Source organism: Fodinibius salinus, from assembly GCF_008124865.1.
Taxonomy (GTDB): Bacteria; Bacteroidota; Rhodothermia; order Balneolales; family Balneolaceae; genus Fodinibius; species Fodinibius salinus.
In genome coordinates this window covers 276262-291875 of sequence record NZ_VNHY01000002.1, presented here as the reverse complement: position 1 = coordinate 291875, position 15614 = coordinate 276262, and the positions used below count along the sequence as shown (strand labels likewise).

General features: G+C 49.2%; 14 protein-coding genes. 2 read left to right on the top strand and 12 right to left on the bottom strand.

The features are described from left to right. Window positions 1–5 precede the first annotated feature (5 nt). Genes LX73_RS06125 through LX73_RS06085 form a run of 9 tightly spaced genes read right to left on the bottom strand, consistent with a single transcriptional unit; the run spans window position 6 to window position 11938 of the window. A complete protein-coding gene (locus tag LX73_RS06125; protein ID WP_148898608.1) occupies window positions 6–7268 on the bottom strand; it encodes a helicase-related protein in 7263 nt (2420 codons plus the stop codon). Window positions 7269–7273: 5 nt separating this feature from the next. Further along, on the bottom strand, window positions 7274–8533 hold the full coding sequence (locus LX73_RS06120) for a DNA repair protein RadA family protein (protein WP_148898607.1): 1260 nt from the start codon (window positions 8531–8533) through the stop codon (window positions 7274–7276). Window position 8534: 1 nt separating this feature from the next. Further along, window positions 8535–8858 carry a peptidoglycan-binding domain-containing protein gene (locus LX73_RS06115; protein WP_148898606.1) on the bottom strand — a complete coding sequence of 108 codons (324 nt, stop codon included), beginning with the start codon at window positions 8856–8858 and terminating at the stop codon, window positions 8535–8537. Window positions 8859–8861: 3 nt separating this feature from the next. Further along, the gene (locus tag LX73_RS06110) at window positions 8862–9266 is read right to left on the bottom strand and encodes a hypothetical protein (protein WP_148898605.1); all 405 of its coding nucleotides are present in this window, start codon (window positions 9264–9266) and stop codon (window positions 8862–8864) included. Then, window positions 9259–9945, bottom strand: a complete 687-nt coding sequence (locus tag LX73_RS06105; protein WP_148898604.1) for a hypothetical protein — start codon at window positions 9943–9945, stop codon at window positions 9259–9261. Before LX73_RS06105 ends, LX73_RS06110 begins: the two co-directional genes overlap by 8 nt. Next, window positions 9942–10259 carry a hypothetical protein gene (locus LX73_RS06100; protein WP_148898603.1) on the bottom strand — a complete coding sequence of 106 codons (318 nt, stop codon included), beginning with the start codon at window positions 10257–10259 and terminating at the stop codon, window positions 9942–9944. The genes LX73_RS06105 and LX73_RS06100 overlap by 4 nt, the downstream gene beginning before the upstream one ends. Before the next feature lies 1 nt (window position 10260). Beyond that, window positions 10261–10626 carry a hypothetical protein gene (locus tag LX73_RS06095; RefSeq protein WP_148898602.1) on the bottom strand — a complete coding sequence of 122 codons (366 nt, stop codon included), beginning with the start codon at window positions 10624–10626 and terminating at the stop codon, window positions 10261–10263. Window positions 10627–10641: 15 nt separating this feature from the next. After that, complete coding sequence (locus LX73_RS06090) at window positions 10642–11058, bottom strand: hypothetical protein (RefSeq protein WP_148898601.1); 417 nt, start codon at window positions 11056–11058, stop codon at window positions 10642–10644. Window positions 11059–11065: 7 nt separating this feature from the next. Beyond that, on the bottom strand, window positions 11066–11938 hold the full coding sequence (locus LX73_RS06085) for a transglutaminase-like domain-containing protein (protein ID WP_170245601.1): 873 nt from the start codon (window positions 11936–11938) through the stop codon (window positions 11066–11068). On the opposite strand from LX73_RS06085, the gene LX73_RS12950 reads away from it, so the two are divergent. Then, window positions 11889–12083, top strand: a complete 195-nt coding sequence (locus LX73_RS12950; RefSeq protein WP_170245585.1) for a hypothetical protein — start codon at window positions 11889–11891, stop codon at window positions 12081–12083. The genes LX73_RS06085 and LX73_RS12950 overlap by 50 nt on opposite strands. 7 nt (window positions 12084–12090) lie before the next feature. Here the strand turns inward: LX73_RS12950 and LX73_RS06080 are convergent, their stop codons facing one another. Genes LX73_RS06080 through LX73_RS06070 form a run of 3 tightly spaced genes read right to left on the bottom strand, consistent with a single transcriptional unit; the run spans window position 12091 to window position 13752 of the window. After that, the gene (locus LX73_RS06080) at window positions 12091–12318 is read right to left on the bottom strand and encodes a hypothetical protein (protein ID WP_148898599.1); all 228 of its coding nucleotides are present in this window, start codon (window positions 12316–12318) and stop codon (window positions 12091–12093) included. A 9-nt stretch (window positions 12319–12327) separates the two neighbouring features. Further along, a complete protein-coding gene (locus LX73_RS06075) occupies window positions 12328–12732 on the bottom strand; it encodes a hypothetical protein (protein ID WP_148898598.1) in 405 nt (134 codons plus the stop codon). Window positions 12733–12753: 21 nt separating this feature from the next. Next, window positions 12754–13752 carry a hypothetical protein gene (locus LX73_RS06070; protein WP_148898597.1) on the bottom strand — a complete coding sequence of 333 codons (999 nt, stop codon included), beginning with the start codon at window positions 13750–13752 and terminating at the stop codon, window positions 12754–12756. Between the two features lie 408 nt (window positions 13753–14160). Between LX73_RS06070 and LX73_RS06065 the strand changes: the two genes are divergently transcribed. Beyond that, window positions 14161–15600 (top strand): toll/interleukin-1 receptor domain-containing protein, encoded by a 1440-nt coding sequence (locus tag LX73_RS06065; RefSeq protein ID WP_170245600.1) that lies wholly within the window; start codon window positions 14161–14163, stop codon window positions 15598–15600. Window positions 15601–15614 lie beyond the last annotated feature (14 nt).

Sequence of the window (15614 nt, the reverse complement as noted above, 5' to 3'; positions counted from 1 at the left end):
TAGGGTTAATTAAGGATGCCTCGGCCGTCAATATTTAGGTTTGTGATGATATACACGTCTCCATATTGGAAGATGGGTCGCTTGCCGTCGTCGAAGTAGTGATAGTACTGGTGGTTTTCCCCTTTCTCGTCGCCGGGGTAGATCACCTTGTCGCTGGCGTACATGATGCGATCGGCGTGGCCGACCGAAACTAATTCGGCGTCAGCTGGTGGAAACAGCTCATAGTCGTACTCATCCGGAGGGAAATGGTGAAACTCCTCGTACATTCGGGTGGCTTCGTCGCTGTCAACCGCGCTTTTGAGCAGCTTCATGCGATGGGTGGGGAAAGCGAACAATGTCGTTCCCTCCCCGTCAATAATCATCGCCATATCCTGATTATCCGAAAGGATGCGCTGCATGAAACCTTTGGCATCGATGAATTCCAGCTCGCCTACGGTTCCCGCATATACCAGGGGTTCGCCATATAATGTTTTCAGGGGCGTGGGAAGACTTTCTAAGGTTTGTTCTTTTTTCTGGCTGTCTGAACGGTTGGGACGTATATCATCTGCTGGCGTGGTACTGTCGCGATAGATGCCAACCTCCCGGATGCGCACGGTTCCTTTTACGCCATAGGTGGGCGCAATGCGGTTGAGCTCTTCGTAGAGCTCCGATCGGTCGGAAAATTCGGTTTTTACCAACTCGTTGACCACATCCTGGAGCTTGGTTACGGTGTCCTGGTTGGTTTTCAGGTTGGCCTGAGCTTGCTCTAATTCTTTCCGCGTTTGCTCGTGGGTAATTTCCAATTCCTTCAGGGTTTTCTTCGAGCGGTCCAGCTCGGCGGTGATCTGCTGAATTCGGGCTTGAGCGGACTGTTGCCATCCTTTTTCTAAGGCCAGGAAGAGCGCGGCCAATTTAGCTTTAATGATCGGCAGCCACTGTTGGGTTTTGTACATGCCCAGCTTCTGCTTTATTTGGTCGTAGGTGACTTCGGTGCCGTCCGGATTGGTATTGCTTTTCTCGGCCTCAATGTCGATCTCGTAATGGGTGTAAAAATCAGACTCATCCGCAATTATGTTGCCTTTATTGCCCGCCAGACTTCGCCCGGATTGGACGGGTTCGTTCATAGACCAGCCGAAGGCTGCGGTTAGCTGCTGGCCCGCCATCTGCTTGATCGAGCTCCATTTGATCTTGTTATAGAAACTTCGGTTGGGTGCGTTGGGGTCAGGAATAAGGTTAAACAGCACCCGCCCATTGGCGTTGTTTTTTGGGACTTCGAGGGACAGCTCGTGGCGGAAACGCGGCACGCGTTTGCCGTCGGAGGACAGGTTGTTTTCAATGGTCCCGATCTCTCCGCTGTAGTCCAGCCAGCCGATGCGAATGAGTCCGTTGTCAAGGGCCTGTTGGGCCGAGGCTGGCAGCTCCCAGTCAATAAGGGATTGCTCCCGGGCAATAGCGGATTCCATTCGCTCGGTGCGTGTAGTCACATCCTGGTTTGCTTGCCCCAGCGAAGACTTCAGGCGCTGAGTTTCGCTGAGTAGCGATTCAATGTGATTTTTTAGAACCTTGGTTTGGGCTTTGGACTGGAAAAACTCTTTGACTCTGGGATCGGAGTTGGTGGCGGCCACCATCTGCTCGTATTCTAGGGATTCTCCCTCGGAGTCCGCGGAGGTTTCCCGGCCGTCTCCGAAGAAGAGTTCATCGATCCAGCTCTGCTTTTTGCTGACCAGCTCCAAGCGGTACTGATCGAAGGAATCCTTCATCAGGTAAAAGTGAATGTTTATCTTTCCGTGCTGGTTACCCTGCCGGAGCCCGCGCCCGTTGCGCTGTTGAATCTGCGATGGGGTATAAGGCACATCCATGTGATGCAGGTCAGTGGTCCATTTCTGCAGGTTCATGCCTTCGGCGATCGATTGGTTGCCGATCAGCACGCGATACTTTCCGATGTTGAAATCATCCTGGACCTGTTTTTTGAGGGCTTCTTTATCATCAGAGGATGAAATAAAATAGTCATCACCTTTCTTGTCGGTGCCAATAATAGAACCATTAATAATGGCTATTTCGGTGGCCGGAATGCCTGCTTTCGCCAGTTCCTCCTTGATAAGTTGATGGTAACTGCCACCTTTTTGGCCTTCTACGGAGATCCAGTCGCAGAAAATAATTTGATTACGGAGTACGGGGGTCGTGGGATTCTCGCGGCCTGCGTATAAGGCCTCAACAATCATAATAGCCCGATCAAAGGTTTCCTCCATCTGATCGCTGCCATCGGAATGTTTTTCGCGTTGTTTCTCAATCTTCTTAAGCAAGAATTGCTTGCCAACTGGTACTGCGTGCAAGTCACCTTCAGTGGCTTCAATTTCACCGGTCACTTCATCGAAGTGCCCTAGAGATTTGAGTTCTCTAATAAGTTTGTTTCGGGACCGGCCTTCGTATGGATTTGGATTTTCTCGGGCAAACGGTACTTTCGAAAAGAAATCCCCATAGATACTTTCTGAAACCCTGCTTGGAGTGGGATTTTCTCGGTGGGCGTAGCTTTCGGCTACGTTACGCGTTAGGGCCCCGAGTTTCAGAAATTTCCCATCGACGCCCTTAAAACTGTTATCATACACGCGAAGGTCGGTCGCTATTTTACTGCCATCCCCGGTGATCACCAGGAAGTTGTCCTTGGTCTGGCATCCGCGCTGGCGCATGCAGTCGAGAATGTTATCAGCTCGGAGTATGATATCGTCAAATAACAATTTGTGAATTTCGCTGGGCTCAATGACCTGCTGTTTGGTTTCGGCTTCGGGTCGCTTGAATTTCGGTTTTAATGTTTTGGGATTGCCTTTTTCGTCAACTTCGATGTTCCCAGCCTCATCTTTGAGTAAATCAGGAAACTTTTCGTAGAATCCCACCAGCTGATCGTAACTTTTAATGTCCATGACCTCATCGATAATGGAGCGCATCTCTGGGAGGTTGTAATACCCGCCGACCACACGTTCGGTCCGGTATTCGCCGTTGGTCTTTTTGACGATTTTTTCCTCCTCGCGGACAAACTGGTTAATAAAGTTGTCCAGATTCGCAATCTGATATTTCTCCAGCAGGTCTGGGGCGCAGAGGTTGAGCATGTGCCAAACTTCTACGGGAGAGTTAACAACTGGTGTAGCAGTTAATACAAAGACATTTTTAAAACCTATTTTCGAAAACAGCCACTTGGTTTTCTGGAGGGCATCTTCGGCCCGCTGGGACGGTTTATTTGCTGCAATACCCAGCTTGGCTGCTTTGGCGCTGCCCAGCGCATTTTTGTAGAAATGGGCCTCATCAAAAAACAGGGCATCCACCCCAAGCTCATCAAAAAAGATATCGGTGTCCAGGCGCTTGGCGCTGGCTACGTTGCGGAGCTTGGCCTCCCATTCTTCTTTCATCTTCTCCAGGCGGGTGACCATCGACTTTTTGGCCGTGGAGCTGAGGGCATCGTCCTCTTCGATCAACTCGTCGAAGTGTTCAATCATTTGATCAAAGTATTCGACGCGATCTGAATACATCTGCTGTTGTACGTCCGGGGATAGTGGCAGGCTCTTGAAGGCATGATCGGCAATAAAGATCGCATCCCAGCTATACAGCTGGGCCATGGTGAGTTCCCTGTGGCGTTCGGAGCCGGCCATTTTCATGTTGAGGATCTTCGCATCGGGGAACAGCATAGAATATTCTTCGACCCATTTTTCCTGCACTTTACCGGGCACCACAAACATCGGTTTGCGGCAGGCGCCTTGCTGGGCCAATACCTGGGAAGTGATAATGGAGGCCAACGTCTTACCGGCGCCGACGTCGTGACAATTCGCTCCCCGCCCGTTCCAGACCAGTTTTTCGGCTACTGCGCGGTTGTGTTTGTAGACTGCAAAGTCCTTTACCCCATAGAAGGTGTCGGACATGCCACGAACGCGAAGCGTGTTGCCGTCGAACTGCGGGTTGATGTGGGCATTATACTCGTGGTTGTACGCCTGCTCGATGAGCTCTCGGATTTCGGTGGAGGCTTTGGTGCGCACCCATTGGTTGAATTTTTGGGGGACGCGGGTGAGCATCTGGTCGTTATGGGTGCGCTGTTTGGCGCGGGCTCGTTCGATCAGCGCCCCCAAGCCTTTCTGGTCGGCTCGTTTGAGGGTCATATCCCGTAGCACGTTATCGTCCTCGTCGTAGAAGACCAGCGGGAAACTGGAATCCTGGATATAGTTGTTAATTATTTTGCTGAAGGGTGTCTCGCCCCAACCCTGGTTCCAGTCGTCAGCCGTCTCTTCACCATTTTTAATATATCGCCCGCCTTTGCGGAGTTTCATGTAGAAACGATTGCCGAGGTCGGCTTTATCTTTGACGAGTCCAATGTGAACATCTCGGTAGCCCAGTTCATCTTTTATCCACTCCGTTAGCACCTTCGTCGGCAAATAGGTGAAAACGTGCCGGGGATCCACGGTAATGCTGTAGGCATCAATCCATTCCGGGAGAACCGCCTTCAGCGCCTCGATGTTTTTCTCCAACTGATTGTCTTCCGCTATTTCCAGCTTACGCCGAACGTTGCCAGCCAAGTATTGATAGCGAAACTCATAATTATTGGACTCGGGGTTATAAAAGAAATCCGGATGCTCTTCGATCGCTTCGGTGAGCTCAGTTCGGCTTGCCGTACCTCCTTTATAGGTAGACTGGTAGAAATCCAGCGTTAGTTCTTCGCCAATGGAGCGGCCATACATGGCGATTTCAGCCAAGTCATCGGAGTCCGAGACCGCCGGTACGTAGTTGTCGTTGAACATGGAGTCGGCATCAATAATATCGGCGTAGACCAGCTCCGAGCTGATCGGGTCGCGCTTCACAAAGGTCGTGAGTTTATACAGGCGGTTGTCGTAGGGGAATACCTTGCGGATGTCTTCGTCTTCATCGGGAATGCCGTAGGTGTCGATATGGGTCCCGAGAAGTTGTTTAAACTCTCCGCGTAGCGGCTCTTTCTGGGCGGTATCCTGGGCTAGCGCTGTGACAAAATCATCATAGGTGTCGAGCATCTGGCAGGCCGAGCTGATCTTGGCCCGTAGTCCTTCGCCCGCTTTGTCGCTGTTACCTACGGTTATGGGTTTGAAGTAGTGGCGCTGTTTTTCATAGAATTTGTCTTCGTGGAAAATGATGTTCCCAGCATGGTACTCCCGGCCGGTATTCAGTCGCACTCCTTCATCGGGGATCCGGTAAAACGGTGCTGACTCCGGAAGCGGATAGGGGAACTCCAGATTATCTTCCAGCACGCGGGTAATCATCGCTTGGTCCACTTGGCCTTTTACGCCCATGCGGGTCAAGAACTGCATGTCGTGTCCTTGGATATGTTCGCCTAATACTTGCTCGGGATACTTTTGGAAGTAGGGATTGTAGTAAGCACCGTACGACTCCTCATTATGTTCGGTGATACTGACGGCCAGTTCCTGGTAAGCAAACAACTGGTTTAATTCACTGTTAATATCGGGGTGGGTTTCCCCGTCAACGTCAGGATACTTCTGAAACAAAATAAGATCGGTCGTAACCAGCGTATCGGCATTATCTTTAAACGCAGTCGAGGGCAGCCGGTAGGCGCCCACAAATCGGGCTCGCTGGACCATGGCCTGCCGGATGGCCGGATCCTTCTTGTCCATCGTGCCGACTGAGGTAATCACCGCCAGGAACCCGCCGGGCTGTAGGGCGTCCAGGGACTTCAAGATAAAGTAGTCGTGGATGCGCGGATTTAGCCGGGCCAACGGATCCCGCTGGGTATGAATCTTGATATCCCCAAAGGGGACATTGCCAATGGCTCCGGTCAGGTTATATAGAGACAAGTCGGTCTGGGCAAAATTTTCGTGCCGGACCAGTTGGCTCGGGTACAGGAGCTGGGCAATGCGGGAGCTTACCGCAGAACGTTCAACCATCAGCATTCGGAAAGCCTGGCGGTTGGGCATAAATCCTGCAAAATTGCCCACGCCTGCTCCGGGTTCTAAAATGTTGCCGCCGTCCACGCCCATAGCCTGAAGTTTCTTCCAAATTAGATGTACTAACGGGTAGGAGGTGTAATGCTCGTTGAGTAGGCCGCGTTCGGTGCCGGTAGCGTCCTCACCATATCCGAGTCCGCCGGCGCCAGTGTACTGTCGAAGCAGATCCAGGTCGGATTTGGTAATGGCCCGATCTTCTTTTTCCAAGACCGCCAGGGCCGCTTCATTGGCCCGGCGCCGCTCCGTTTTTGAAAGTTTTATAGGAGCAAAATTTTCAAGCTGGAGGCCGGAAAAATCGCTTCCATATTCGGTTTCTCCCGCACGATCTCCAGAGGGTTGGTATGATGGAGTGTAGTTATTTTTGGGGGTAGGAGTTTCATGTTGGGTCCCAGAAAAAATACTATCAAAGTCGACGCCAATAATATTTCCGTGCTCGCGAAATAGCTGCAGTGCCTGCTCGCGATGCTCGGTTGGAAATTTATCTAATGAAAATGACAGTGCTAATTTCTTAACCGTTTCAATGAAGGATTCCTGGAGAACTTGCAGTTCGGACGAAGGGTTTTCGCGGGTCGTCAGCTGTTGCGTCAATTTGGTTGGATTATCGAGAAGAGCATCTATTTGATTGGCAGCCTCATCATTTCCTTGGTCGGCTTGCCAAGCCAGGTTGGTGAGCTGGTGCATATGTCGGGCGTTAAGCATTCCGTTCTTATAAGGAGTATGGGCGGCGCTTGCAATTTTTGCCATACGCTTGGTTTTCACCTGAACTTCGACGGGAATATCTCCGGCCGGACCCCCCATCACGATAAAGTGGTGTGCCCGGTAGCCGCCTACCGGCTGGGCGTATTTATCTTCATGTTCAAATACATTGCCAACGGTTCCTGAAGCAATTTTCTGGACTACTTGGTCCAGCTCAGTTTGATCACCTAGCATGATCATGCACCCGGCCATATCGGTCAAGCCTTGCATGTAGTGTTCGCCAGCTTCAACTTGCTTGATATCTCCTTTAATTCGCTTGCGACGCAGTTTATTGATGACCGAGTAAGGAGATTTGACGCGGCCCTTCACAGTGGCTGTCGGGTGCAAGTCTTTGAGTGAAGCTATTACCTCATTCAAAGCCTGCTGGTAATCCTCGCGAAGGGCAATCAGCTGTTTGATTTCTTCGGTGAGTTTGGTCTCTTCCACGGTCTCGGTATCGCCTGCCAGTTGTGGGTTGGGATCGTCGGCGTTGGGGATACCGTCGCCGTCAAAATCCCCGAAAATACCGGGATAGTCATCGGTCGTAATATCTTCAAAAGGAGTTACAGTTGGGTTGTCTCGCATGGGGGTTAGCCTAAAACTTTGGTTAGGAAAGCATCCAGTTTAGCCTGGCTTTGTTTGGCGGCTTTGAGGTCTATCTGCTGCTCTGGTTTTTGGCCAGATGAAATATCCTTCGTCGTTGGTTGTTTGTTCGACGAAGTTTTTTCTTGCTGCTTGGTAGAAGCGGGCTTTGGCTCAGCCACTGGTTTCTTCTTGGTCTTTGGGGCCGGTGAGCTGGCGGGAGTGGATTTTGTTTCCTGCTTGCCCAGCGCACGTTCCTGTCGCTTATATTCTTTGGCGCCCAGCACCACTTTGGCGTGATCCTGCTTGTAAATTCGGATCTCCAGATCTCCATACTTGTTGACTAACTTTTTCCAGCACGCTTTGAGCCCGCCCCCTTTGCCTTCCGTGCAGGCTTGGTACTGGAGGTGTCCGTCCAGCAGCAGATCCATGATATATCGCTTCTTGGGGTAGTCGGCCGTGTAGCGGATGGACAGGTGGGCGTTTTCAGATTCCCCGGAATGCTTCGGGGCGTAACACGGCATTTTGCTTCCAAACATGGAGTTGATGCGTTTCCAGGATCGGATTTTGTGAAGTTTGTCGAGCTCCTTTAGCGTAATTTTAAAAGGCGTATCCACAGGATTTTCTCGGTTGTCGTCGGAGTTATCTTCTACTGATGTGTTGGTGGGTACCTGTCGATCATCCGCTGTAAACGGTACGGCAATGGACGTAAGTTCTCGGTATCGGTTTTTCTCGGTTTCGGCCCCGCCTTCTTTGGTGACCTTGATCTCGATATCACACTCGTGGGCAATGCTGGTGTTGCCTTTGTACTGGCCGTCTTTGGTGGCATGCGAGACCATGACGAACATGATCCCGTTTTCGCGGCACCACTGGGCTAGCTCGACGGTTTCTTTGGCGTTGGCATCAATCACGGAAATCGAATCCAGGATGCAGGCGAAGGACCGGTTTTTAAGCAGAATTTCTTTGAGAGACTGAATCGATTTCCATTTGGTAAAATTCAGGTTCCGGTGGGTAGCTCCCAAGCGCTTGACGCGATCGACCAGGGTTTTACCAAAGTGCTCCTCGGCGGGAATGTACTCGATGCGTCCGTGGGCGGCCAGCGCGTCTGCTAGTCCCAGACTCATGGTAGATTTACCGGCTCCTTTTTCGCCCCAAATAAAAATCACGGCATTTTTCTCTGGTTCGCCCAGAAGTCTTCCATAGGGTGGGGCAATTTTAATGCCTTTGATATTAAGTTTAGCAAGCTGCTGGGCAGTCATAGATTCCATATTACTTCCGTTTGGTTTGTTTAATTGCGATTCCAATTCCAATAATGGCGATGGCCCCTATGGCAAGGAGAGCTGGTTTTGCTGTGGGAGTGCTTCGCGGTACTTGTAAAGCTTGCCGGTTAATGCCGAGCCTGTTTAATAGAGGCTGGTCAGCTACGCCGCTGGCAGGCAATCCCAGTTTTTGTTGCGCCTGTCGGACGGCCGCCTGGGTTTCGGGGCCAAAGATGCCATCGACGCCATATTTGGGGAGGTCAATTCCAATAGCCTTTAAAGCTGATTGCAGGTGCATAACCTGGGGACCTTTGTCGCCTATGTTGAGTGTCATTGATTAAGATCGTTTTCGGTTATATAAGGTGAGTCCGGCAATGCCAAGGGCGATACCAACGGAAAAAATACCGGTCTGTTTGATTATAGATACAGGTTTACTTTTAGCGACTGCATTTTGGATTCCGATCATATCGCTTACCGCCTGCAGATCTACGTGTTCGAAATAACGGTTAATGACATCGGCGTTTCGGTTGAAAACCTGCTGGAAGGACCGCTTATCTTTGGTCAGATCAGCCAGGACAAGGGCCGTGGTAGCGGCTTGTCCTTTCCGACCACTCAGAGCGCGATCGGCAAGGCCAATGGCTTTTTTAAATGCGTTTCGGCCGGTCTGGCGGAGGTAACTATTGAGGTCTCCCATGCCATCATCGACGATCTGGTAATCCTGGCCTTCAATGAGCTCACGCATTCTTTTGATCCTCGTCGTTGTTGCCTGGCTGGGTGATCTGTTTCAGACTGTCTCGCAGCCCGGGCATCAGAGGGCCGAGAAAGTACGCTCCGGCGCCGATGCCCACCAGCCATAATGCTTTGGTGAGCGTGCTATTGACGCCACTGAATGCGCTTTGCGGGTTCGGCAAGCTAATTTCGTACCACGGCTCAGTAGGTTCGGCGTACACCCCGCTTTGGGTGCCTTCCTCGATATCAAGATCCAGCGTCATCACCTTCGACGTTGCCAAGGGTTTGGCCTCCGATATCGTAGCCTCCGTTACATTACCGGGGTGCAGTTCAAAAATAACCGGATGATTGCGGTCGGGCCTGAAGGAGCGCCCGAAGACCAGCCGCGTTTGTCCCCGACACCCATCCCACATGCTCGTGAGGATGCGGGATATAGCCAGTACCTTTCGGCTTTGGGGATCCAGGGCTGCCACAACCGCGTCCGGACAGGAGATCAGCAGAAACGAGTTCCAGAAGTTGCGGTAGCGGTCAATCTCGATATCGATAGAGAACGGAACACCGGATTTGGGCAGCCCGCGCTCGGGATGCCGCCCGATAATGCGAAGTTCTCCCACCTCCGTGCTTATAATATTACCGGATATAGGGGTGGCCCCTAGCCCGTTGTCGCTATATGCAGATTGGGTCTGGGTCATTGCTGTTTTCGTCTGGTTATGATTCGAAATACGAGGTATCCCCCGGCGATCCATCCCAGGGTCTTTTTATTGCGGATCAGCCAATCCCGGAGGGCTTCGCCTGGGTGTTCTTCAGCCATTTGCTGGCAGAGAGATTTTTTGTCGGAAGATTTCACCACGGCTCCCTTGGCCACATCTTGCAGCTCGATGGCCGGTTGCAGGTAAACTTTTTCCTCCGATTGAGAGGGATTCGGATAGCGCCCGCTAGGAATATGCCCGTCTGTGTAGTGGGAAATACCTACAGGATGACTTGTTGTCGGAATAGCTTCTATCATATTAGGCCTTCTTTTTTAACATCGAATACATAATAGCCCCACCGACGGCGATCACACCGCCAATAAGCAGAACGGTCGTCATACTGCCCCCGCTTGACTTCTGGGCTTGCATTAGCGCCATCTGTTGTTCGGGGGTCAGGCCATTGCCTGACGGGTTGTTTTTTCCGCCATTGATAACCCCGTCCACAGTCACGGCGGTATCGGCCGCTGTGGTCAAAAAGCTGGACAAGTCATTCAGGATACTGCCAAACTTGGTTTTCTTCGTGGTGGTGGACTCCACCGGAGGAAGGAAGCTATTTGTTAAGCTGTAGTTAAATGGGCGGGTCGTCTGCAAAAAATCGATTTGGTCGAAAGAGCTGCTGTTCATAGGAGTAGGGATAGGTTATTGCGGTTTAGATTTTTTCTTTTTGGCAATCAGGAAGACTACAGCTCCCAGGATGGCCACCCCTCCGACAGCGGCCCCAGCAATCATGGCGGTGCTGGCAGTCTCTTGCTTGGCAGCAGTATCAGTAACATTATGCTGAAGGGCCGTCATGAGCTGCTGTTTCTCCTGTTCTATTTTCTTTTTTTCAGCCAGCTTGCGTTCATGGGCCTTGCAGAGGGCTTGCGATTTTTCGCGTTTCCGCCGGCACCTCTTTAATGCCCCAAACATCTTGCCCCGGCAGCTTTGATTGGCATACCGGCAGGGATCATCTTCTTCCCAGCCTTCCAATCCATTGCTGGCCGTCAGGTCGTTGGATATGATCAATTGATCATTCTCAAGTTCTATAGCTACAGGTCGGAGGTAAGAGCTACTCATAAAATTATCAGTGGTTTAGGGCCCAATAGCTCATCCCGCCCAGCGTGAGAAGCCCGGCCGAGAGTCCGCCGTAGAGGAGCCATTTCTTGTGTTGGATTTTCTGTTGATTCGCGTAAAAACTATTGTCCAGACTACCGAACCGGTTTAGATGATCAACGGCCGGTTGGCCGTACTCTTGGATAACCTGAGCGTACTTCCTGAGGATCGCGTTATCCTTTTGAGAAAACGAAATGACGTCCGAGCGGACCCCTCGGGCCATCAGATAGTCTCGCCATTGGCCGCGCTGGATACGCTCGTCTTTATCTTTGGCGCCAAACCATTTTGAAAACATGCTTTTCATGGTGATGCCGGTTTGCAGGGCGGTTGTGGCAGCAGCGGTCAGGGTAATCGGGTCAATGCCTAATCCATCCGGCATCCGGTTGGGCAGGTGTTTGGATTTTTTGATGAGGGTTTCATCGAATTTAAATCCGGGATATTTAGCTACGGTAGTATCAAAGGATTTCCATCCTTGTGGGGAGCGAAGGACGGTATAAATATGGTCGTAGGTTCGCCCCGTTCGGCTGACAATGCGAAAACCTGTTTGGATCCCTAAGCTTTGCAACAGGGCCGCCGACAGGATTGCGTGGTCGTCGCAGTCTCCGGCTTTTTGCCGTAAGGTGACATCCGGGGACTGAATGCGTTCGATATTCCAGGGGTCGCGGACGTAGTTGATGTTGCTCGTCATCCACTTGTAAATGGCACCCGCAATCTGATCTATATTTCGTAGGTCAGGCAGGCCTGTGCTTATATTCCTGGGAACCCAACGAGTGATTTTTAGCGCTAGCTCGCGGATGTCCTCGCGCCCAGTGTACTTGGTGACCAGCTGGGAAGCTAGTCCCAAGACGCTTTCAATACCAGGGTATGGTCGCCGGTGGGCAATAATAGGGTCGGCAGCACCTCTTTGGGGAGAGGGTGCTGCCGCCTTTTTGCTCGTCACTGAATCGTCAGTAGTGACTGCTTGTCGGGAAGGAGTTATATGGGGATAGTGGCTGCTCAAGAGCGGTAGGTGATATAGTCGAGCAGTAGCTGTAGCCCGTGCTCGGGGTTGCGTATTGTGACATCTTGCAGGCGTTTGGCCAATTTCGGGTCGAGGTCACCCAGGCTGATCAGCACGCCCGTAAATTGCCGGGAGCGGGTGATGGTCGTTATACCGGGGCAATCCAGGGTATCGTAGATGTTGTCTCGCAGATTGGTAACGGGTTGTTGAGTAATGGTCGGCATGGGAATTGTCTAAGTTTTAAGTCCGTTGGATGTGACCAGTTTTTGTAGCTGGATGATGACCTGGGTCAGCAGTTGTCTAATTTGGGTGCTCGCGTTGATGCGGGTAAGTCGCAGCAGCTGTTGGCAAGCGAAAGGGGCAGGGATATAGGCAAGCGTCCTGGCGTGTTGCCCTAATCCATCCACAAGGGGATATATCGTTTTTGCAATGCGTTCGGCTCCTATATCCCTGCTTATCGCTTCTTCGGAAAGTAGTTTGGCCATGCGTGTCCAGTCGTTGATCGTAATGGGGCGCCCGCAGGACTGCAGCAGTGCCAACTGCGATTTTATGCGTTTGGCATAACGAGCGTAAGATTCGGGCCGGTCGCCCAGGTATTCGAGCGCCATTTTGAGCAGCGTAATATGATCGGGATTCATGGCGGGGTTGTTCAAAGTCGGTTATATGGTCATGGTTGATTCGGGATGGCCACCTGCATCGGGCGAAATAAAGCTACCGTTCAGCGTTAGTCCATCGGTTTTGTTTAACAAGGACTCTGGAAGATCACCCTCGTCGGCGGGAAGGTGCCGAGGAGTCTCCTCCCCGGCACCTTTGGGTTGTTCGGCTTCGTTGTTCAGGAGGGCATCTTGTTGGGGTAGGTCAGAATTGTTCTGTGGTTGTATCTTTTTAGCTACTGCGGCTTTAAAAGCCTCGGTTTGCTCAGGGGTTAGTTGGGCCTGGCTGCCGGCCCGTTGGGCAAAGAGCCCTGAGATGACGCTAAAAAACAATGGGGCATTTTCTTCGAGCATATCCAGCATGCGGCTACCGGCGTCTCGGCCGCCCGCTCTCTGTTCCATCTCCATGCGGAACTTTACTTTTTCCAGTTCTCCAAGCTCTTTTTCGAGGGCTTTAAGGTTGCTACGTTGAATTTCTTTGAGGCGATCGATTTCGTTACGGTGGGATTCTTTCAGGTCGGCCAGCTCTTTCTGGTGGGTGAGCAGGGTGGTGGTCTTATCTTCGGCCAGCTCCCGTTTGAGGGTCATGATCTCGTCAACCTGCTGGCGAATCTTGCGGTCGGCGTCATGGAGCTCCCCTTCCAGGCGCAGAATGCGATTGCTGTAATAACCCTCGTCGTTTGATTGGCTGGAGCCTGTTGGTTGTCCGACGAAGTCAGTGGCGGCTTCGGCCTGCTTGCTGGGATCGTCAATCCGGAAATTGATTTCGATATCATGGTCGTCGCCGGTATGTAAGGTATAGATGCCGGGCTCCAGGCGACACATCGCCTTGGCCACCTTGAAGGGCGAACGGATGTTAAAGGGAATATCCTTTTCGACATCGATGTGATCGTCGGTCCGGCCGGTAATGCGGCCGAAGATGGGGATCCCGTCTCGCAGTTCCTGAAGGGTGGTGGCGTAGTCGCGGGGCTGGGCTTCTAAGGTATTCGACAAGTGTTCAGGCATCGGCCAGTCGTTGGTTAATATGTCGTGATTGTATCAGTTTGGTCAATCATCGATGTCAACGTAACACTATTTCAAATCAAGGGAAATACCCCGGGATGGGCTGGAATAGCCTGCAATAAACTGCCAGAGATTGGGACAGGATGGGAAAAGAAGAAACAGGATGTGCTAATTTGGGAAGAGTTCTTCTAAGAGGGAGGTATTTGGATAAATAATATTATGTGTGAGTGCTATTTGTATTACATAAAATGGCCTTGTATGAAAAATATATTGATAAATCCCTATTAGATAACTTAAAGGTCAACTTTGCATAGTATATTGACAATGAATAGTATTTAACCCATACACATAAGCTAAGGTTATACGTTTTTCTTCTCTACACTTCATTTGAATAGTTATAGCAATACTGATTTGAATAATAACAAACCATCTATCTTTATATCATATTCTTGGAATGACTCTGAGAAAGTCGATGATATTGAAGAAGCCTTTAAAAAGGTAGGAATTAATATTACAAGAGATGTTAATGACCTGAAATACAAAGATAATCTTCCATCATTCATGAAGTCAGTACGTGAACATGATTATTGCTTATTATTTATTTCTGATGCTTACTTAAAATCAAAAAATTGTTTGACGGAGTTAATCGAGTTTTCCAAAGAAAATGACTTCAATGAAAGGTTACTACCAATCTTCGATAATGTTGACATTTTTGATCCAGAATCAAGGATACAATACATCGAATATTGGGATAATTATTCTAAGAAACTTCAAGCTCAACTCAATTCTACTAATCCCCTCAAATCTTCAAATGAAATAGATGATGCAAAACAAATTGAATATATATCCTTAAGTATTTCAGACTTTCTTCAATTGCTAACTGATACAAAGCTTGTCTCATTCAAAAAATGTAAGAATTCAAATTTCAAAGCAATTTTTGAATATCTAGATATAGACAAGGATCACATCAAAGCACAGATATTAGAAATAGATAGTTTAAATGACTTGGATGAAAAAGAGGCGGAAATCGAAAAGTTATACATCAAATTTCCCGACAATGATTTAATTCTTTACTACAAAGCCTATTTAGAAAGCATAAATAGAGACAATCCTAAAAAGGCTCAAATCCTCTGGAAAGACTATCTAGAAAGAAATCCTGAAGACGTTTTAGCGCTAGGTTATTTATCGTTTGTTTATAAAAATTTGAAACAACCAAATGAAGCGGTAAAAACACTTTCCAAAGCCCTAGAAATAGAACCTGATAATTATGTATTACATAAAAATATGGGTTCCCTTCTTTTTCTAGTTACGAGAGATTTCGCTTTTCAAAAAGATTACGAAAAAGCAATTTATCATTTAGAAAAAGCTGGTATTGGAAATCCGGATGATCATGACACATTTTATAAACTTGGTGAAGTATATCTACAAGGCTTATTAGCATTCGATAATGCTTTAGAATGTTACGAAAGATCAATTATGCTGAAACCTGACCAATTAATGCCTTATATACATTCTATCGCTATTCTAACTCAGAAAAAAAGATTTAAAGATGCAGAAGAGATGATTGAGAAAGCAAAATCATATTTCCCTAATAATGAAAAAATACTGACTTCTGAGGCCACGTTTCTAATTGAATCAAAAAAAGATGTTTCAAAAGGGATTGATCTTTTCTATGAGATTACAGAAGAATTTCCCAAATCTTTCATGACTTATATCCAATTGTCAAAATATTTGGTTGAGCTACAAAATGATTATGATTCTGCAATCAGTCTTTTAAGGAGAGCCAAAAAAATAGTTGATGAAAAAAAATATATTGATATGTATCTCCAAAACTTAATAAAGCAAAAATAAAAAAACGCATAACA

Bases quoted from the DNA above. Each gene is read 5' to 3' on its own strand.
- LX73_RS06105 (WP_148898604.1), bottom strand. From the start codon at position 9,945: ATGACCCAGACCCAATCTGCATATAGCGACAACGGGCTAGGGGCCACC.
- LX73_RS06125 (WP_148898608.1), bottom strand. From the start codon at position 7,268: ATGCGAGACAACCCAACTGTAACTCCTTTTGAAGATATTACGACCGAT.
- LX73_RS06090 (WP_148898601.1), bottom strand. From the start codon at position 11,058: ATGAGTAGCTCTTACCTCCGACCTGTAGCTATAGAACTTGAGAATGAT.
- LX73_RS06100 (WP_148898603.1), bottom strand. From the start codon at position 10,259: ATGATAGAAGCTATTCCGACAACAAGTCATCCTGTAGGTATTTCCCAC.
- LX73_RS06070 (WP_148898597.1), bottom strand. From the start codon at position 13,752: ATGCCTGAACACTTGTCGAATACCTTAGAAGCCCAGCCCCGCGACTAC.
- LX73_RS12950 (WP_170245585.1), top strand. From the start codon at position 11,889: ATGTCCTCGCGCCCAGTGTACTTGGTGACCAGCTGGGAAGCTAGTCCC.
- LX73_RS06075 (WP_148898598.1), bottom strand. From the start codon at position 12,732: ATGAATCCCGATCATATTACGCTGCTCAAAATGGCGCTCGAATACCTG.
- LX73_RS06095 (WP_148898602.1), bottom strand. From the start codon at position 10,626: ATGAACAGCAGCTCTTTCGACCAAATCGATTTTTTGCAGACGACCCGC.
- LX73_RS06110 (WP_148898605.1), bottom strand. From the start codon at position 9,266: ATGCGTGAGCTCATTGAAGGCCAGGATTACCAGATCGTCGATGATGGC.
- LX73_RS06080 (WP_148898599.1), bottom strand. From the start codon at position 12,318: ATGCCGACCATTACTCAACAACCCGTTACCAATCTGCGAGACAACATC.
- LX73_RS06120 (WP_148898607.1), bottom strand. From the start codon at position 8,533: ATGGAATCTATGACTGCCCAGCAGCTTGCTAAACTTAATATCAAAGGC.
- LX73_RS06115 (WP_148898606.1), bottom strand. From the start codon at position 8,858: ATGACACTCAACATAGGCGACAAAGGTCCCCAGGTTATGCACCTGCAA.